The following is a 17,392-nucleotide window of genomic DNA, read 5'->3' as shown; positions in this document are numbered from 1 at the left end:
CGTTTGGCACGAGGAGCGGCGCGGCCGCGTCGTAGGACTCTACGACGCGGCCGCGGGGAAAGAGTGTCGCGGGGACCGCTCTCCTGTGTGAATTCCTGCTCTCAGTGGGCTCCGATGCCGGTGAGGGACTTGACCTCCAGCTCGGCGTACTTGCCCTTGTCCGGTTCCTCCTTCGACAGGAGGGAGCCGATCCAGCCGAGCAGGAAGCCCAGCGGGATGGAGATCAGGCCGGGGTTCTCCAGCGGGAACCAGGCGAAGTCGACGCCCTTGAACATCGAGGTCTTCGCGTTGCCGGAGACGACCGGCGAGAACAGCACGAGGATGACCGAGCTGGCGAGGCCGCCGTAGATCGACCACAGCGCGCCCTGGGTGGTGAAGCGCTTCCAGAAGAGGCTGTAGAGGAGCGTGGGCAGGTTGGCCGAGGCGGCGACGGCGAAGGCCAGTGCCACCAGGCCGGCGACGTTCATGTCGCGGGCGAACGCGCCGAGCAGGATCGCGGCCGCGCCGATGAACACGGTGGCCCAGCGCGCGGCCCGCATCTCCTCCTTCTCGCTCGCCTTCCCCTTGCGGATGACGTTGGCGTAGATGTCGTGCGCGAAGGACGACGAGGAGGCGAGGGTGAGGCCGGCGACGACGGCGAGGATGGTGGCGAAGGCGACGGCGGAGATGACGGCGAGCATGATCGCGCCGCCGGTGGTGCCGACCCCGCCGAGGTACTCGGCGAGCTGCGGGGCCGCCGCGTTGCCCGCCGGGTTCTTCGCGATGATCTCCTTCGGGCCGATGAGGGCCGCGGCGCCGAATCCGAGGGCGATGGTCATCAGGTAGAAGGCGCCGATGATGCCGATGGCCCAGTTGACCGACTTACGGGCGGCCTTGGCGGTCGGCACCGTGTAGAAGCGGATCAGGATGTGCGGCAGTCCGGCGGTGCCCAGCACCAGGGCGATGCCGAGGGAGAGGAAGTCCAGCTTCGAGGTGCCGGTGGCGCCGTACTTGAGCCCGGGCTCAAGGAAGGACGCGCCGTGGCCGCTCTTCTCCGCCGCGGTGCCCAGCAGGTCGGAGACGTTGAAGTCGAACTTCCACAGCACCATGAACGTCATCAGGATGGCGCCCGCGATGAGCAGCACGGCCTTGACCATCTGCACCCAGGTGGTGCCCTTCATGCCGCCGATGGTGACGTACACGATCATCAGTACGCCGACCAGCGCAACGATGAGGATCTTTCCCGCGTCGCTGGTGATGCCGAGGAGCAGCGAGACCAGAACTCCCGCTCCTGCCATCTGTGCCAGCAGGTAGAAGATGGACACGATGATGGTGGAAACACCCGCGGCCGTACGCACCGGGCGCTGGCGCATCCGGTAGGCGAGGACGTCGCCCATGGTGTAGCGGCCCGAGTTGCGCAGTGGTTCGGCGACGAGGAGCAGCGCCACCAGCCAGGCGACGAGGAAGCCGATCGAGTACAGGAAGCCGTCGTAGCCGAACAGCGCGATGGCTCCGGCGATACCGAGGAACGACGCGGCGGACATGTAGTCGCCGGAGACCGCGAGTCCGTTCTGGAAAGCGGTGAACTGGCGGCCGCCGGCGTAGAAGTCGGAGGCGTTCTTCGTCTGCCGGCCGGCCCAGACGGTGATGCCGAGGGTCGCGGCGACGAAGACGGCGAAGAGCGAGATGATCAGCGGCCGGTGCTCGGTGGTGGACGAGGCGGCGAGCGTCACGACGGTCTGGGAGTGGTACGCGGCGCTCATACGTCGGCCTCCATACGGGACTTGATGGCCTCGGCCTTCGGGTCGAGCTTCGCGTTGGCGTGCCGCGAGTAGAACCAGGCGATGAGGAAGGTGGTGAGGAACTGGGCGAGGCCGAAGACGAAGGCCACGTTGAAGTTGCTGTACACCTTGGTGCCCATGAAGCCGCCGGCGTAGTTCGAGAGCAGCACGTACAGCAGGTACCAGAGGACGAAGGCGATGGTCAGCGGGAAGGCGAACGAGCGGTACGAGCGGCGTAGTTCACCGAATTCCGCGCTCTCCTGCTCCGCGACGAACGCCTCGGTGGTGGGCTGGGCGGGGCCGGTCTCCGAACTGCCCTCGGGCGGCGGTGCATCGGTAGCCACGGAATCTCCTCGCGACGCGGGTGCGGTGGTGGTGGGGACGGTGGATTTCACTGGGACCTCGATATCGGGGGGTGATGGTGCGCCTCCCCTGACAACGGCACGCGGCGCGCGGCGAAGCGGTTCACCGCGGTTTCCGTCTTCTCCGGCTCACCCCTTCGGGGGCTCGGGTGGCAACGGGTTCTCCCGAACGCATTGATGAGCCGGGATGATCAGCGATAGCTTCACTCGTCATGTACGCGACTGGACACAGCCCGTGTCCGGTCGGCTGACACGGATGAAGTGGAGACCCCATGGCTCATCTGGGATCCAGACGGACGCGCGCATTGACGCTCCCCGTCGGATTGGCCCTCACCGCATCGCTCGGCTTCCTGCCGACGGGTGCGGCCTCCGCCGCTCCGGTGGACGCCGCGCCCTCGGCGGCGGTTCCGACGGACGGTCCGAAGCTCTCGTACGTGATCAACACCCGGGGCGGTCACGGCACCGTCAAGCAGGTGCGCAAGGCGGTCGAGCGGGCCGGCGGCACGGTGGTGATCTCCTACGACCGGATCGGAGTCATCGTCGCCCACTCGCAGAACCCGCAGTTCGCGCAGACGGTCCGCCGGGTCAGGGGCGTCGATTCGGCGGGCGCCACCCGCACCAACCCGATCGTCCCGCAGGCCACCAAGGACATCGGGGTCGACCAGCCGCTGACGGCCCAGCAGGAGCGGACCGCGGCGGCACGGGCGACGGCGGGCCAGGACCCGCTGGAGCCGTTGCAGTGGGACCTGCCCGCCATCAAGGCGGACAAGGCGCACGAGAAGTCGCTGGGCAGCTCGAAGGTCACGGTCGCGGTCATCGACACGGGTGTCGACGACACGCACCCGGACCTCGCCCCGAACTTCGACCGCCGCGGCTCGGCGAACTGTGTCTCCGGCGCACCGGACACCACGGACGGCTCGTGGCGTCCGAAGACCGGTGAGAGCGATCACGGTACGCATGTCGCGGGCACCATCGCGGCCGCGAAGAACGGCATCGGGGTGACGGGTGTCGCGCCGGGCGTGAAGGTCTCCGGCATCAAGGTGGGCAACCCGGACGGCTTCTTCTACACCGAGGCCGTCGTCTGCGGCTTCATGTGGGCGGCGGACCACGGCGCCGATGTGACGAACAACAGCTATTACACCGATCCCTGGATGTACAACTGCAAGAACGACCCGGACCAGGGCGCGCTGGTCGAGGCGGTCGCCCGGGCCACCCGGTACGCGGAGAGCAAGGGCACGGTCAACGTCGCCGCCGCGGGCAACTCGGCGGAGGACCTGGCGGGCGACACGATCGAGGACACGGGCAGCCCGAACGACACCGTGCCGGTCACCCGGACCATCGACCCGAAGGTGTGCCTCGACATCCCGACGATGCTGCCGGGGGTCGTGACGGTCTCGGCGACGGGCGCGAAGGGGCTGAAGGCCTCGTACTCGAACTACGGCGACGGCGTCATCGACGTGGCCGCGCCGGGCGGCGACTCGACGGTCTACCAGACGCCCGAGCCGCCCGCGACGAGCGGTCTGATCCTGTCCACGCTGCCGGGCGGCGCATACGGATACAAGGCCGGTACGTCGATGGCCTCCCCGCATGTCGCGGGCGTCGTGGCCCTGATCAAGTCGAGGCACCCGTATGCCTCGGCCGCCGCGGTCAAGGCCCTGCTGACGCTGGAGGCCGATGCGAAGGCGTGCGGTGAGCCGTACGACATCGACGGCGACGGCAAGATCGACGCGGTCTGCGAGGGCGGCAAGAACCGCAACGGCTTCTACGGGGCCGGAGTGGTGGACGCGCTGGACGCGGTGCGCTGGTGACGGACGGTCCGGGGCCGGCCTGCGGGCCGGCCCCGGACCGGTCGGAGCTCACGGCGTGATGAGGACCTTCAGCGCCGTGCGCTCGTCCATCGCCTTGTAGCCGGCCGGCACGTCGTCGAGGCCGACGGCCAGATCGAAGACGGGCGACGGGTCGAGGGTGCCGGACAGGATGTCGGGGAGCAGCTCGGGGATGTACGTGCGGACGGGGGCCACACCGCCGCGCAGGGCGATGTTCCGGTCGAACATGACGCCGAGGTCCAGTCCGGTGCCGCTGCCGTGCGGGACGCCGACGTAGCCGATCGAGCCGCCGTCGCGGGTGATCTCCACGGCGGTGCGCATGGACTGCTCGGTGCCGACGGCCTCGATCACCGCGTGGGCGCCCTCGCCGCCGAGCAGTTCCCGTACGGCGGCGACGGCCGCGTCACCGCGCTCGGCGACGACGTCGGTGGCGCCGAAGGTACGGGCGATGTCCGTACGCGCCGTGTGACGGCCCAGCGCGATGATGCGCTCGGCGCCGAGCCGCTTGGCGGCCATGACCCCGCACAGGCCGACGGCCCCGTCACCGACGACGGCGACCGTGGAGCCGGCCTTCACTCCGGCGCCGACGGCGGCGTGGTGGCCGGTGCCGAGGACGTCGGAGAGGGCGAGGAGCGCCGTGAGCAGGTGGTCGTCGGAGGCCGCGGCGGCGGGGAGCTTGACCAGGGTGCCGTCGGCGAACGGGACGCGTACGGCCTCGCCCTGCCCGCCGTCGGAGCCGACCGAGCCCCAGAAGCCGCCCTGCGGGCAGGAGGTGGTGAGCCCCTCGGCGCAGTAGGCGCAGCTGCCGTCGGACCAGACGAAGGGCGCGACGACGAGGTCCCCGGCCGCGAAGCCGTTGACCTCGGAGCCCGCCTCCTCGACGATGCCCAGGAACTCGTGGCCGATGCGCTGGCCGGGCTGCCGGGCGGACTCGCCGCGGTAGGCCCACAGGTCGCTGCCGCAGATACAGGCCCGCAGGACCCGCAGCACCACATCGGTGGGCCGCTGGATCACCGGGTCCGGGACCTCCTGCACGCGGATGTCGTGGGGGGCGTGGATGACGGTGGCGCGCATGCGTGGGGGTCCTTGCTGATCTCAGATACTGATACTCCGCTCACGGTACGCCCCAATCACCCCACCAGCCCCTTTCGCCCCCGGGGCGAGGGCGCCCAGGGTCAGCAGGAACTGCGCCGCGACGTAGGTGAGCATGACCCAGAAGTCGGGGGCGGGCAGCTGCGGCCAGTCGGCGATTCCGGTGGCGATCAGCGCGTCGGAGAGCAGGAAGAGCGCGCCCCCGGCGGCCGCGTACCGGCCGAGCACCCCGGACCGGTAGGCCATGGCGGTGAGCAGCAGGCTGTAGCCCGCCAGCGGGATCCGCAGTCCGGCCGGCAGCGAGCCCCAGAGCAGGACGAGGAAGACGGCCAGCACGGCCGTGTACAGGATTCCGGGCAGCAGGGCGCCGCGCGCCCGGCCGAAGAGCCGCAGGTAGCACAGGTGCCCCGCGGCGAAGCCGCCCATCCCGATGAGGAACGCGGTGTCGGAGTCGGCCAGCAGGAAGACGTCTCCCACCCATCCGCAGAGCAGCGCCGCGATCAGCAGCCGGGGCCCGCGCCGGGCGGCGGCGTACGCGGCGAGCAGCGGCATCAGCAGCGGTTTGGCGACCAGGTGCGCGATCCCGCTGTCGGTGAGCACCCCGCCGAGGTCGACGGCGCAGGCGACGAGGAAGGCGATGAGCAGGGGTCGTACGAAACGCTCCCGCCGGTCCATGGGCCGGCCGGCGAGCGGGCCGGCGCTCATCCGGTGCGTTCCGCGGCGACGGCGGTGGCCGCCTCGGGGCGCACGGCGGCCCCTGCGGGCTGCCAGCCGGGCCCCCGGAACACCCGCCCGGCCCGCTCGCCCCAGCTGCCCGCCGCGCGCACGTCACGGGCGATGGCGGCGTACTCGTGGGTGGCGACCCGCAGCGGGTTGAACGTGCCGATGTTCTTGGTGAGCCCGAACACCGGCCGCTCCGTCTCCACGGTGAAGGACCCGAACCACCGGTCCCACACGATCAGGATGCCGCCGAAGTTCCGGTCGAGGTAGCCGCCCTGGGAGGCGTGGTGCACCCGGTGGTGGGAGGGCGTGTTCAGTACGTACTCGAACGGCCGGGGGAGCTTGTCGATGCGCTCGGTGTGCACCCAGAACTGGTAGACGAGATTGGCCGACGAGCAGAAGGCGAGCGCCGCCGGGTGGACGCCGAGGGCGATGAGCGGGAGGTAGAACGGCCAGACGGTCAGCGAGGTCCAGGGCTGGCGCAGCGCGGTGGAGAGGTTGAACTTCCGGCTGGAGTGGTGCACCACGTGGCAGGCCCAGAGGATCCGGATGACGTGGTGGCCGCGGTGGGACCAGTAGTAGAAGAAGTCCTGCGCCAGCAGCATCAGCGGCACGGTCCACCACAGGACGGGCACGCGGAGCGGGGTCAGCTCGTACACCGCGGTGTAGACGGCGACGATGGGCACTTTCCACAGCAGGTCGAAGGCGAGACTGCCCAGCCCCATGGTGATGCTGGTGGCGGCGTCCTTCGCCTCGTAACCGGCGGCGTCCTCGTCGGGGTGGAAGTGGTGGAGCGCCATTTCCAGGACGGTGAGCAGGACGAAGGCCGGTATGGACCAGAGCACTACATCGGGCAGGTTCGTCGGCATGCCTGCACCGTAGAGCGGCGGGGCGACCGGGGACTAGACGTTGTTACCAACAAGTATGCGAGACGCGTTGTCAGCAGCCTTTGGCACTTTCTGCCAATGCCTCAGCCGCCCAACCGCCCGCCCGGCACCCCTCACACCCCCGCCGCCCCCAGCAACGCCCCCGCCCCGTACGTCACCGCCATCGCCACCGCTCCCCCGCCCATGTTCCGCAGCACCGCCGGGCCCGCCTTCGCGTCGCCCAGCCGGGCGCTCCACCAGCCCGTCAGGGCCAGCGCCGCGAGGACCGACAGCACGGTCACCGGGAGCCGCGCCGACGAGGGCGGCAGCACGATCGCCAGCAGCGGCAGCAGTGCGCCCACCGTGAACGCCAGGAAGCTGGCGCCCGCCGCGTGCCAGGGGTTCGTCAGGTCGTCCGGGTCGATGCCCAGCTCGACCTCCGCGTGCGCGCGCAGCGCGTCGCGCTCGGTGAGCTGGACGGCGGCCTCGCGGGCCACCTCGCGGCTCAGGCCCTTGCCCTCCAGCAGTCCGGTGAGTTCCGCGAGTTCCGCCGCCGGGGCCTCCTGGAGCTCGCGCTTCTCCGTCGCCAGGGCGGCCTTCTCCGAATCGCGCTGGGTGGAGACCGACACGTACTCGCCCGCGGCCATCGACATGGACCCGGCCAGCAGCCCGGCCAGGCCCGCCGTGAGCAGGGCGCTGCGGGCCCCGGTGGCCCCGGCGACGCCGACGACGAGGCCCGCGGTGGAGACCACACCGTCGTTGGCCCCGAGGACCGCGGCGCGCAGCCAGTTCAGCCGTGCGCCAAGGCCGTTGGTGTGCGGTTCGTCGTGCGCCGGGGTATCCGTCATCCGGGGATGGTCTCACCTCCCGCCGTCACCAGACGCGAACCGACCCACCCGGTGCGAAGGCGGGGCTGGTGGCGTCCTGCGGTACCTCCTTCAGGGGTTCGGCTATCTCCTCGACCGTCGGGCCGACCTTCGCCGCGATCCGGTCCAGGGCCGCCAGGTCGAATCCGTAGACGCGCGCCGCGTTCCCGCCGGTCATCGCCGCGATCTCGGCGGGCGGCAGTCCGGCGTAGGCGATCCGCAGGCCCTCGCGTGAGTAGGGGGCGGTGCCCTCGTCGTGCGGGTAGTCGCTGCCCCACATGATCTTGTCGAGGCCGATCCGGTCGCGCAGCGGCACCTCGTGCGGGCGCATGAAGCTGGCGCCGACGAAGCAGTTGTCGCGCCAGACCTCGCTGGGGCGGGCGCCCATCGAAGCCGACAGCCCCGCGCCGAACTTGGACTCGGCGGTGGCCGCCCGGGTCGCCGCCGCGACGAGCCGGCCGTGGTAGTAGTCGAGCATCTCCACGATGCCCGGGATCCAGCCGGAGCCCTGTTCGGTGAGGACCAGTTTCAGGGCGGGGTGGCGGCGGAACGCGCCGCCGAAGATCAGGTGCCACAGGGCCCGGTGCGAGAACCAGGTCGTCTCCACCATGAAGACGGCACGGGCCGCCGGTTCGTCGCCGAGCGGCGGGGAGGCCGAGCCGCCGTGGTGGTTGACGGGGACGTCCAGCTCCGCGCAGACCGCCCAGAGCGGGTCGTACACCGCGGAGTACAGCTCCGGGATGCCGGAGCCGGGCGGGGTGCCGGGCAGCAGGATGCCGCCGGTGAGGCCCGCGTCCTTGGCGCGGCGGACCTCGCGGACCGCCTCGGCCGGGTCGTTGAGGAGGATCTGGGCGACGCCGGCCCGCCGGCCGGGTGCGGCCGCGCAGAAGTCGGCGAGCCAGCGGTTGTGGGCGCGCAGCCCCGCCCAGCGCTGTTCGTACTCCTGCCGGGAGGGTGCGGGGGCCATCAGGGAGGCGGAGGGGAAGAAGGGCGGGATGGTGTTGGGGAAGACGACTTCCGCGACGATGCCGTCCGCCTCCAGTTCGGCGAGGCGGCGCTCCGAGTTCCAGTTGCGGTCGGCGGTGTCGGCCACCAGGTCCTCGTACGGGTTGACGTAGGTCGCCGCCCAGGCGTCGAAGTCGTCGTGGTGCTTCGACTCCAGGTACGGCCTGTAGTCGAGGAGGTCGGCTCCGGCGTGGCAGTCGGCGGAGATGACGGTGTAGCGGTCCGTCATGACGCCCCCAGGACCGGGAAGTCGTGGCCGGTCAGCCAGTGGCGGCCCGTCTCGCGCGAGCGGGCCCAGGAGGCCTCGACCGCCGCCTGGTCGGTGCTCTGGCCCAGGTCGGCGGGGGTGGGGCCGATGCGTGCGGCGAGCGGGGCGAGTTTGTCCGTGTCGAAGCCGAAGACCTCGGCGGCGGCCAGGCCCAGCATCCGGCGGGTCTCGGCGACGGGGATGTCGTGGAAGGTGTCGCGCAGCCAGGTCGCGGTGTTGGGCCAGGTGCCCTCGGGGTGCGGGAAGTCGCTGCCCCAGAGGATGTTGTCGACGCCGATCTCGTAGCGCTGGGCCAGTTCGCGGCGTTTGGTGTTGGTGGCGCAGATGAACACCTGGCGGTCGAGGTACTCGTGCGGCGGGCGCTTCAGCTCCGCGAACGGGGAGAGCTTCTTGCCGCCGTGGGCGCCGAGGTAGAGCCGGTCCATGAACCACAGCAGGTTCGGCAGCCACCAGCAGCCGGACTCGGCGACGCCGAACCTCAGCCCGGGGTGGCGTTCGAACGCACCCGACCAGAGCAGGAACCACAGCGGGCGCGAGGGCCACCAGGTGACCTCGGAGACGTAGATGCCGAGGTGGTCGCCGTACTCGTGGCGCGGGGCCGCGCCGGAGTGGGTGACGACCGGCATCGCGGTCTCGGCGGCGGCCGCCCACACGGGGTCGTAACGCCGGTCGTGGTAGGGGGCCTTGTCCACCCACATGGAGGGGATCATCAGCGCGCCGAGGCCGGAGTCCTTCGCCCGGTGGATCTCGGCGACCACCCGGTCCACCTCGCCGGTGACGGGCAGCAGCGCGACCCCGCAGTGGCGTTCGGGGTGCTGCGAGACGAAGTCGGCGAGCCAGCGGTTGTGGGCCTGCGCGCCGGCCATGCCCAGCTCGGGGTCCTGGTCGCCGGAGAGGCCGAGGCCGACACCGAAGGGTGCGGCGGTGCGGCTGTCGACGGCGTCCGCGTCGGGGAAGACGACCTCGGCCGCGACCCCGTCGCCGTCCAGCTCCTTGAGTCGCTGGGTGGCGTCCCAGCCGCCCCTGAGCCCTTCCTCGTTGTCCTGGAACCACTTGTCCGCGAAGGCCTCGTTGCGGACCCCGAGGCGGGTCATCTCCTCGCGGCGGCGGTCGCGGCCGGCCAGGAACTCGTCGAACTCGCGGTGGTAACGGCTGTCGAGGTAGGGCCGGTACTCCTCGGTGGGCAGTCCGGCGTGGCAGTCGGAGGAGATGATCAGGTACGGGTCGTCATCGGTCATGGCTCACTCCTCAGTCGAGTATGAAGTTCTCCAGGTACGACGGGTTGGACCGGTCGAGCATCGACTGCGACCTGGCCCGGATCTGGCCGTCGCTGCGTTCGCTGTCCGGCAGCATCCAGAAGCGGTCGGCGCGGATCCCGTCGACGACGGTGGCGGCGACGTCCTCCACGGGGGTGAACTCCACCTCCTGGCCCGCCGCCTTCATCGCGCTCTCCCACTGGTCGAGGCTGCGGTACGGGGTCCGGCGCGGGCGCTCCTTGGCGTACCGCTCGGGCCGGTTGCGGTGCGACTCCCACAGGCCGGTGCGCAGCATGTGGGGGCCGGGGAAGAGGACCGAGGCGCCGACCGGGGCGTCCTCCGCCCTCAGGTGCGCGTACAGGGACTCGGTCATGGTGACGACGGCGGACTTGGTGACCGCGTACACGGACGCGGTGGGCAGCGGGGCGATCCCGCCGTCGCCGGACGAGGTGTTGACGACATGGCCGGGGCCGCCGTCCGCGAGCATGCGAGGGACGAAGGCCTGGATGCCGTGGAAGACCCCCCAGACGTTGACGGCGAAGGCCCACTTCCAGTCGTTGGGTTCGTGCTCCCACATCCGGCCCTCCGCGCCGGAGCCGACCCCGGCGTTGTTGCAGAGGACGTGCACCGCGCCGAAGGTGTCGTACGCGGCGTCGGCCAGCGCCCGCACGGAGTCGCGCTCGCTGACGTCGACGGGCCGGGCCAGCACCTGTGCGCCCTCGGCGCGCAGTTCGCCGGCCGCCTTGTCGAGCGCGCCCTCCTCGACGTCGGCGAGGACGACCTTCAGTCCCTCGGCCGCGAACCTCCTGGCCATCGCCAGACCGATACCGCTCGCCGCGCCGGTGACGACGGCGACCTGCCCCTCCTGAAGCCTCATCGGACACTCCCCTGCGGCGGGCCGTCGTGGATCTGCTGCGGGTCGTCGTAGCGCTGGTGGATGTACGGCAGCAGCGCCTCGGCGCTCACCCGCTCGACGGCCCGGCCCTGCTGGTCGCTGGTCTTCTCGCCGATGGTGAGGTCGAGGACGCGGAGCACGGGCAGGTCGGCGACCGGGTCGTACATGGACTCGCGCAGCACCACGTCGCCGGTGATCCGCTCCAGGCGGCGGACCTTCTCGTGGCGGGTGCAGTGGATCAGGACGGGGTCGGCGTCGAAGCCCTCGCCGTCCACCGCGGGCAGGAACTTGAAGTAGAAGTCGAGCTTGGTGGCCGGTTCGGGCAGCGGGAGCGGTTCGCCGACCGCGCCGCGGACCTCGACGAAGGCGATGCCGTGCCGGGCGAGGGAGGCGGTGACGAGCAGGCCGTCGCGCTCGACGCTCACCTCGCCGAGCTTCTTCGGCTCGCCGAACACCTCACGGCCGCCGGTCAGCGCCCGCTCGTGGGTCATCGGCATGACCAGCGGGTACCAGCCCTCGTGTCCGTCGTGGACGGCGGCGACGGCGACGGAGCCCGCGCCGAGGGGATATCCGGGCAGGTCGACCTTGCTGATGCTCGCCCGCACCAGCGGGCGCCCGGAGGGTTTCAGGGGCGGGGGGAGGACGGCCGCCACCGCGTCGGGATCGCTCTCCCAGACCGCGCTCACGCCGGTGGACCAGATGTCGGGGAGCCGGGAGCGGGCCTCACGGGATGCCGCGATCTCGGCCTCGGTGCGCGCGCCGTACCGTACACGTGCCATGCGGTGCCACCCTTCTCGGTTGTCCGTGCCGGGTTCTGTAACACAGTTACACCGGAGCTCGTGAAGGGTAAATAGCCGTGCGTGTAACGGAGTCCGGGACCTGGAGGAGCTGTGGCGCGATCGTCGCTGACCCGTGAGGAGGTCCTCGCGGCCGCCGCGGGACTCGTGCGGCAGCACGGTCCGCAGACCCTCACCATGCGCAAACTGGCCGCCGAGCTGGGCACCGCCGTCACCTCGATCTACTGGCACGTGGGCAACCGCGAGTCGCTGCTGGATGCCCTCGTCGAGCGCACCGTCCAGGAGATGGGCACCCTGCGCCCCGCCGGCCGGGCCCCGGCCGCCCGGATCGTCTCCGTGGCCCGGGGGCTGCGCCGCGAACTGCGCGCCCGCCCGCATCTGATCGCGATGGTCCACGAACGGGGGCTGACGGAACGGATGTTCCTGCCGGCCCAGCAGGCGCTCGTCCACGAGGTCCATGCGGCCGGGCTGCGCGGCGCCCGGGCGGCGGACGCGGTACGGGCGGTGCAGATGCACACCGTCGGTTTCCTGCTCGTCGAGCGCAACCGGGAGCGGTCCCCCGTCCAGTCACCGGCGGAGGGCGACCTGTGGTCCGTCTCCACCGCGGACGACGATCCGGCACTGGCCCGGACGCTGGCCCGGCCCGCCGACCCGGACCGGCTGTTCACCGTGTCCGTACGGGCCCTGGTGGACGGACTGCTGGCGGGCGGCGGAGGCCGGGCCGGTGGCTCCGGGACGGTCCGGGGGTGACGGCCGAATAGGGGACTGTCGGTGTCGGCCCGTATTCTCTGTGACCATGCTCGACGACCGCCAGACCGCAGCACCGTGGCCGACCGCCTACCCGCAGGGGTACGCGGTCGTCGACGTGGAGACCACCGGACTCGCCCGGGACGACCGGATAATCTCCGCCGCCGTCTACCGCCTGGACGCGCAGGGCAACGTCGAGGACCACTGGTACACCCTGGTCAACCCGGAGCGGGACCCCGGCCCCGTGTGGATCCACGGGCTGACGAGCGACGTGCTCGAAGGCGCCCCGCTCTTCCCCGAGGTGGCCGCCGAGCTCTCCGAGCGGCTGGCCGACCGCGTCCTCGTCGCGCACAACGCCGCCTTCGACTGGTCGATGCTCGCGCGGGAGTACGCACGGGCGTCGGTGATCGCCCCCGTCCAGCAGCGGCTGTGCACCATCGCGCTCTCCAAGGAGCTGCGGCTGCCGCTGCCCAACCACAAGCTGGAGTCGCTGGCCGCGCACTTCGGCGTGGTGCAGCAGCAGGCGCACCACGCGCTGGACGACGCGCGGGTGCTGGCCGAGGCGTTCCGCCCGAGTCTGCACGCGGCGGCGCGGGGCGGGATGCGGCTGCCGCTGCTGGAGTGCCGGCCGCTGACCGAGTGGTCGGACTCCCCCGTCACCCCGCGGGTCGGCTACCAGCCCTCGTACGGAGCGCAGAACAGCTGGCGCCCCTCGCGCAAGCGCCCGGCCTGCCCGTATCCGAATCCGGGACGGTACGAGAAGGACAAACCTCTCATGCAGGGCATGCGGGTGGCGTTCTCCGGAGACACCTCGATCGACCGTGAACTGCTGGAGGACCGGGCGGTGGAGGCGGGGCTGCACGTGGCGACCAGCGTCTCGCGGCTGACGAGCCTGCTCGTCACCAACGACCCGGACGCGGCGACGTCGAAGACGGTGAAGGCGAAGTCGTTCGGCACCCCGATTTTGGAGGAGAGCGCCTTCACGCATCTCCTGCGGGACGTGGCAGCGGCGAAGAAGGTCCCGGCGCCGACGCCGTCATCGGAGTGAACCGGCGGCGACTCGCCCGCCCGCCGCTCGCCCGCCGCCGCCCTCGCGTCCCACCCTGTGGCGCATGGCACGTTGTGAGGTTTGCGGAAACGACTACGGGATGTCCTTCGAGGTGCACGCGCAGGGCGCGATTCATGTCTTCGACTGCTTCTCCTGCGCCATTCACCGCATGGCGCCCATCTGTGAGCACTGCCGGGTCCAGGTCATCGGCCAGGGCGTGGAGGTCGACGGGCACTGGTTCTGCGGCGGGCACTGCGCCCGCGCGGAGGGGAAGGCGGGCATCGTCGACAGAGTCTGAGCACCGGGCGCCGCGCCCCTTCCCCCACCCCCTGCGCGATGCACCCCATGACGCAGTTGTACCGTCATGGGGTGTACCGCTTCCTGTTGACCCGGCAGTGGCTGATTCTCGCCCTCATCGCCCTCGTACTCATTCCCACGATGGTCGAGCTGGGCTTCTGGCAGCTGCACCGGCATGAGCACAAGGTCGCGCAGAACGCCCTGATCTCGCGGAATCTCAAGGCGGACCCCGTTCCGGTCGCCACGCTCACCTCCCCCGGTCACACCGTTCCGCGCGCGGACTACTGGCGTGCGGTGAGCGCCACCGGGACGTACGACGAGAAGCACGAGGTCGTGGTGCGCCGCCGGACCGCCACCGACGGCTCCATCGGTGTCCATGTGCTGATCCCGTTCGACCTCAAGGGCGGCGGCACGGTCATGATCAACCGCGGCTGGGTCCCCTCCGCCTCCGACCAGTACGCCTTCCCCGACGTCCCGGCCGTGCCCAGGGGCGAGGTGACCGTCACCGGGCGGCTCAAGGCCGACGAGACGACGGGTGCCAGCGGTATCAAGGACCTCTCGGACCTGCCGGACCGCCAGGTGATGCTGATCAACAGCTCCCAGCAGGCGAAGCTCCTGTCCCGGCCGGTGCTCGGCGGCTACATCGAGCAGACGGGTCCCGAGCCCAAGGGCGACAGGCCCGAGCTGATCGAGGCTCCCGAGGACGACTCCATCGGCCCGCACATGGCGTACGCCGTGCAGTGGTGGCTGTTCGCCGGGGGTGTGCCGGTCGGCTACGTGGTGCTGGCCCGCCGGGAGAAGCGCGACCGGGTGGCGGCGGCCGCCGCGGCCGCCGAACAGGCCGCGGCGGCGGAGCCCGAGCCGGCGAAGGCCTGACGGAGCGTCCGCGGGGGTGACTCCCGCCTCTCCTCACGTCGTGGCTGCTTAGCGGAGGTCAGGTTCGGGAACACGCCACAACGTGACCCCACGCATCGAGGACTACGCCCTCATCGGCGATCTGCAGACAGCCGCCCTGGTCGGCAGGAACGGTTCTGTCGACTGGCTCTGCCTGCCCCGCTTCGACTCGGGCGCCTGCTTCGCCGCGCTGCTCGGCGACGAGGACAACGGACACTGGCGCATCGCCCCCAAGGGCGCGGACAACTGCACCCGCCGCGCCTACGTGGGCGACTCCCTGGTCCTGGAGACCTTCTGGGAGACCCGCACCGGCACCGTCAAGGTCATCGACTTCATGCCGCAGCGCGACGAGGCACCCGATGTGATGCGGATCGTCGAGGGCGTCAGCGGCACCGTCGACATGGCCTCGGTGATCCGGCTGCGCTTCGACTTCGGCTCCGTCGTGCCGTGGATGCGCCGCTCGCAGGGCCACCGGGTGGCGGTCGCGGGACCGGACTCGGCGTGGCTGCGCAGCGACCCGCCGGTCAAGACCTGGGGCCAGCAGTTCTCCACGTGCTCCTCGTTCAGCGTCTCCGAGGGCGAACGGGTCGCCTTCGTCCTGACCTGGCACCCCTCGCACTCGCCCCGGCCCGATCTCATCGACCCGAACGAGGCGCTGGAGAACACCCTGGCCGACTGGGCCGAGTGGTCCGCGCGGTGCAAGTACCAGGGCCCCTACCGGGATGCCGTGATGCGGTCGCTGATCACCCTGAAGGCACTCACCTTCGGTCCGACCGGCGGGATCGTGGCGGCCCCCACCACCTCGCTGCCGGAGGAGATCGGCGGCGTACGGAACTGGGACTACCGCTTCTGCTGGCTGCGGGACTCCACCCTCACGCTCGGCGCGCTGGTCTCGGCCGGATATCTGGAGGAGGCGGCCGCGTGGCGGGACTGGCTGCTGCGCGCGGTCGCCGGGGACCCGGCCGATCTGCAGATCATGTACGGGCTCGCGGGCGAGCGCCGGCTGCCGGAGTCGGAGCTGCCGTGGCTGAGCGGCTACGAGCACTCGGCCCCGGTCCGGATCGGCAATGCCGCCGTCAGACAGCGTCAGCTCGATGTGTACGGAGAGGTCATCGACTCGCTGCGGCTGGCCCGGGACGCCGGCCTCGACGACAAGCCGCACGCCTGGAACCTCCAGCTGAGCCTGCTGGGCTTCCTGGAGTCCACCTGGCGCGAACCGGACGAGGGCCTGTGGGAGATCCGCGGCCAGCGCCGCCACTTCGTGCACTCCAAGGTGATGGCCTGGGTGGCGGCCGACCGTGCGGTGCGCAGTCTGGAGGAGGACCCGACGCTGACCGGCGACGCCGACCGCTGGCGGGCGATGCGGGACGCCGTGCACCGGGAGGTGTGCGAGAAGGGGTACGACCCGGTGCGCAACACGTTCACCCAGTCGTACGGGTCGCGGGACCTGGACGCCGCGACCCTGCTGATCGCCAGGACCGGGTTCCTGCCGCCGGACGACCCGCGCGTCATCGGGACGGTCGACGCGGTCCGGGACGAGCTGGGCAGCGACGGGCTGGTGCGCCGCTACAGCACCGACGGCACCTCGATCGACGGACTGCCGGGCGGTGAGGGCGCCTTCCTCGCCTGCTCGTTCTGGCTGGCGGACGCGTTGCGGATGACGGGGCGCGCCGAGGAGGCGACCGAACTCTTCGAACGGCTGCTGGCGCTCCGCAACGACGTGGGGCTGCTCGCCGAGGAGTACGACACTGCGGCCGGGCGTCAGCTCGGCAATTTCCCGCAGGCCTTCAGCCACATCGGTCTCGTCGGTACGGCGGTGGCGCTCGCCGAGGCACAGGCCGCCGAGGACACGGCCCGGGGTGACGCGGCAGGATAGGACCATGGATCTTGGACTGAAGGACCGTGTGTACATCGTCACCGGGGCGACCCGGGGGCTCGGCAACGCCACGGCGGCCGCGCTGGTGGCCGACGGCGCGAAGGTGATCATCACCGGGCGCGACGAGAAGAGCGTCCGGGAGGCGGCGGACGAGCTGGGCCCGGACGCCGTCGGACTCGCCGCCGACAACGCGGACCCGAGCGTGGCGCAGCGGCTCGTGGAGGCCGCTCAGGAGGGGTTCGGCCGGCTCGACGGCATCCTCATCAGCGTCGGCGGACCGGCGCCGGGCTTCCTCGCGGACAACACCGACGAGCAGTGGCAGTCCGCCTTCGATTCGGTGTTCCTGGGTGCGGTGCGCCTGGCCCGGGCGGCAGCGGCCGCGCTCGGCGAGGGCGGGGTCATCGGCTTCGTGCTCTCCGGCTCCGTCCACGAGCCGATCGCCGGACTGACGATCTCCAACGGGCTGCGCCCCGGCCTGGCCGGTTTCGCCAAGTCGCTGGCGGACGAGCTCGGTCCGCGGGGCATCCGGGTGGTGGGCGTGCTGCCGGCCCGCATCGACACGGACCGGGTGCGTGAACTGGACGCGCTGTCGGGCGACGCGGAGGCCTCACGCACGGCCAACGAGGCGCGCATCCCGCTGCGCCGCTACGGCACTCCGGAGGAGTTCGGCCGGACGGCGGCGTTCCTCCTCTCGCCGGCCGCCTCGTATCTGACGGGCATCATGGTGCCGGTCGACGGCGGCTCCCGGCACGGCTTCTGAGCCCCGCGCCCGGACGCGGCACGAGGGAGGGGCCGGACGGCGTGTGTGCCGTCCGGC

Annotated in this window: 17 protein-coding genes; 7 read left to right on the top strand and 10 right to left on the bottom strand. The window is 71.4% G+C overall.

Annotated features, from left to right (window positions below):
• Positions 1-101 precede the first annotated feature (101 nt).
• Complete coding sequence (locus tag OG521_30795; GenBank protein WUW24918.1) at positions 102-1,742, bottom strand: cation acetate symporter; 1,641 nt, start codon at positions 1,740-1,742, stop codon at positions 102-104.
• Entirely contained in the window at positions 1,739-2,104 is a 366-nt protein-coding gene (locus tag OG521_30790) for a DUF485 domain-containing protein (protein ID WUW24917.1), read from the bottom strand. The genes OG521_30795 and OG521_30790 overlap by 4 nt, the downstream gene beginning before the upstream one ends.
• A 290-nt stretch (positions 2,105-2,394) precedes the next feature.
• Here OG521_30790 and OG521_30785 point away from each other — a divergent pair, with 290 nt between their 5' ends.
• Positions 2,395-3,930 (top strand): S8 family serine peptidase, encoded by a 1,536-nt coding sequence (locus OG521_30785; GenBank protein ID WUW24916.1) that lies wholly within the window; start codon positions 2,395-2,397, stop codon positions 3,928-3,930.
• 48 nt (positions 3,931-3,978) lie between these two features.
• On the opposite strand, the gene OG521_30780 is transcribed toward OG521_30785, so the two are convergent.
• The 8 genes from OG521_30780 to OG521_30745 all read right to left on the bottom strand — a co-directional run bounded on the left by OG521_30780 (position 3,979) and on the right by OG521_30745 (position 11,695).
• The gene (locus OG521_30780; protein WUW24915.1) at positions 3,979-5,022 is read right to left on the bottom strand and encodes a zinc-dependent alcohol dehydrogenase family protein; all 1,044 of its coding nucleotides are present in this window, start codon (positions 5,020-5,022) and stop codon (positions 3,979-3,981) included.
• A 21-nt stretch (positions 5,023-5,043) separates the two neighbouring features.
• Positions 5,044-5,745 (bottom strand): lysoplasmalogenase, encoded by a 702-nt coding sequence (locus OG521_30775; GenBank protein WUW24914.1) that lies wholly within the window; start codon positions 5,743-5,745, stop codon positions 5,044-5,046.
• The gene (locus OG521_30770) at positions 5,742-6,629 is read right to left on the bottom strand and encodes a sterol desaturase family protein (GenBank protein WUW24913.1); all 888 of its coding nucleotides are present in this window, start codon (positions 6,627-6,629) and stop codon (positions 5,742-5,744) included. The genes OG521_30775 and OG521_30770 overlap by 4 nt, the downstream gene beginning before the upstream one ends.
• A 131-nt stretch (positions 6,630-6,760) precedes the next feature.
• Positions 6,761-7,474 carry a VIT family protein gene (locus OG521_30765; protein ID WUW24912.1) on the bottom strand — a complete coding sequence of 238 codons (714 nt, stop codon included), beginning with the start codon at positions 7,472-7,474 and terminating at the stop codon, positions 6,761-6,763.
• Between the two features lie 25 nt (positions 7,475-7,499).
• Entirely contained in the window at positions 7,500-8,726 is a 1,227-nt protein-coding gene (locus OG521_30760; GenBank protein WUW24911.1) for an amidohydrolase, read from the bottom strand.
• Complete coding sequence (locus OG521_30755; GenBank protein WUW24910.1) at positions 8,723-10,003, bottom strand: amidohydrolase; 1,281 nt, start codon at positions 10,001-10,003, stop codon at positions 8,723-8,725. Before OG521_30755 ends, OG521_30760 begins: the two co-directional genes overlap by 4 nt.
• 10 nt (positions 10,004-10,013) lie before the next feature.
• A complete protein-coding gene (locus OG521_30750; GenBank protein ID WUW24909.1) occupies positions 10,014-10,898 on the bottom strand; it encodes an SDR family NAD(P)-dependent oxidoreductase in 885 nt (294 codons plus the stop codon).
• A complete protein-coding gene (locus OG521_30745; protein ID WUW24908.1) occupies positions 10,895-11,695 on the bottom strand; it encodes an acetoacetate decarboxylase family protein in 801 nt (266 codons plus the stop codon). The genes OG521_30750 and OG521_30745 overlap by 4 nt, the downstream gene beginning before the upstream one ends.
• A 111-nt stretch (positions 11,696-11,806) precedes the next feature.
• Between OG521_30745 and OG521_30740 the strand changes: the two genes are divergently transcribed.
• The 6 genes from OG521_30740 to OG521_30715 all read left to right on the top strand — a co-directional run bounded on the left by OG521_30740 (position 11,807) and on the right by OG521_30715 (position 17,335).
• Entirely contained in the window at positions 11,807-12,463 is a 657-nt protein-coding gene (locus tag OG521_30740; GenBank protein ID WUW24907.1) for a TetR family transcriptional regulator, read from the top strand.
• Positions 12,464-12,503: 40 nt separating this feature from the next.
• Complete coding sequence (locus OG521_30735; protein WUW24906.1) at positions 12,504-13,508, top strand: DEDDh family exonuclease; 1,005 nt, start codon at positions 12,504-12,506, stop codon at positions 13,506-13,508.
• Between the two features lie 64 nt (positions 13,509-13,572).
• Positions 13,573-13,806, top strand: coding sequence for a hypothetical protein (locus OG521_30730; protein ID WUW24905.1), 234 nt, complete (start codon positions 13,573-13,575; stop codon positions 13,804-13,806).
• 71 nt (positions 13,807-13,877) lie between these two features.
• The gene (locus tag OG521_30725; protein WUW26858.1) at positions 13,878-14,681 is read left to right on the top strand and encodes an SURF1 family protein; all 804 of its coding nucleotides are present in this window, start codon (positions 13,878-13,880) and stop codon (positions 14,679-14,681) included.
• Positions 14,682-14,763: 82 nt separating this feature from the next.
• The gene (locus OG521_30720) at positions 14,764-16,575 is read left to right on the top strand and encodes a glycoside hydrolase family 15 protein (protein WUW24904.1); all 1,812 of its coding nucleotides are present in this window, start codon (positions 14,764-14,766) and stop codon (positions 16,573-16,575) included.
• 4 nt (positions 16,576-16,579) lie between these two features.
• Complete coding sequence (locus OG521_30715; protein WUW24903.1) at positions 16,580-17,335, top strand: SDR family oxidoreductase; 756 nt, start codon at positions 16,580-16,582, stop codon at positions 17,333-17,335.
• Positions 17,336-17,392 lie beyond the last annotated feature (57 nt).

This window comes from Streptomyces sp. NBC_01463 (assembly GCA_036227345.1).
Classification (GTDB): domain Bacteria; phylum Actinomycetota; class Actinomycetes; order Streptomycetales; family Streptomycetaceae; genus Streptomyces.
This window is presented reverse-complemented; position numbering and strand designations above follow the sequence as displayed.

What these genes read in the sequence shown, in the direction of transcription:
- OG521_30795 (WUW24918.1), bottom strand. Translation starts at nt 1,742, where the DNA reads ATGAGCGCCGCGTACCACTCCCAGACCGTCGTGACGCTCGCCGCCTCG.
- OG521_30785 (WUW24916.1), top strand. Translation starts at nt 2,395, where the DNA reads ATGGCTCATCTGGGATCCAGACGGACGCGCGCATTGACGCTCCCCGTC.
- OG521_30780 (WUW24915.1), bottom strand. Translation starts at nt 5,022, where the DNA reads ATGCGCGCCACCGTCATCCACGCCCCCCACGACATCCGCGTGCAGGAG.
- OG521_30775 (WUW24914.1), bottom strand. Translation starts at nt 5,745, where the DNA reads ATGAGCGCCGGCCCGCTCGCCGGCCGGCCCATGGACCGGCGGGAGCGT.
- OG521_30770 (WUW24913.1), bottom strand. Translation starts at nt 6,629, where the DNA reads ATGCCGACGAACCTGCCCGATGTAGTGCTCTGGTCCATACCGGCCTTC.
- OG521_30765 (WUW24912.1), bottom strand. Translation starts at nt 7,474, where the DNA reads ATGACGGATACCCCGGCGCACGACGAACCGCACACCAACGGCCTTGGC.
- OG521_30760 (WUW24911.1), bottom strand. Translation starts at nt 8,726, where the DNA reads ATGACGGACCGCTACACCGTCATCTCCGCCGACTGCCACGCCGGAGCC.
- OG521_30755 (WUW24910.1), bottom strand. Translation starts at nt 10,003, where the DNA reads ATGACCGATGACGACCCGTACCTGATCATCTCCTCCGACTGCCACGCC.
- OG521_30750 (WUW24909.1), bottom strand. Translation starts at nt 10,898, where the DNA reads ATGAGGCTTCAGGAGGGGCAGGTCGCCGTCGTCACCGGCGCGGCGAGC.
- OG521_30745 (WUW24908.1), bottom strand. Translation starts at nt 11,695, where the DNA reads ATGGCACGTGTACGGTACGGCGCGCGCACCGAGGCCGAGATCGCGGCA.
- OG521_30730 (WUW24905.1), top strand. Translation starts at nt 13,573, where the DNA reads ATGGCACGTTGTGAGGTTTGCGGAAACGACTACGGGATGTCCTTCGAG.
- OG521_30715 (WUW24903.1), top strand. Translation starts at nt 16,580, where the DNA reads ATGGATCTTGGACTGAAGGACCGTGTGTACATCGTCACCGGGGCGACC.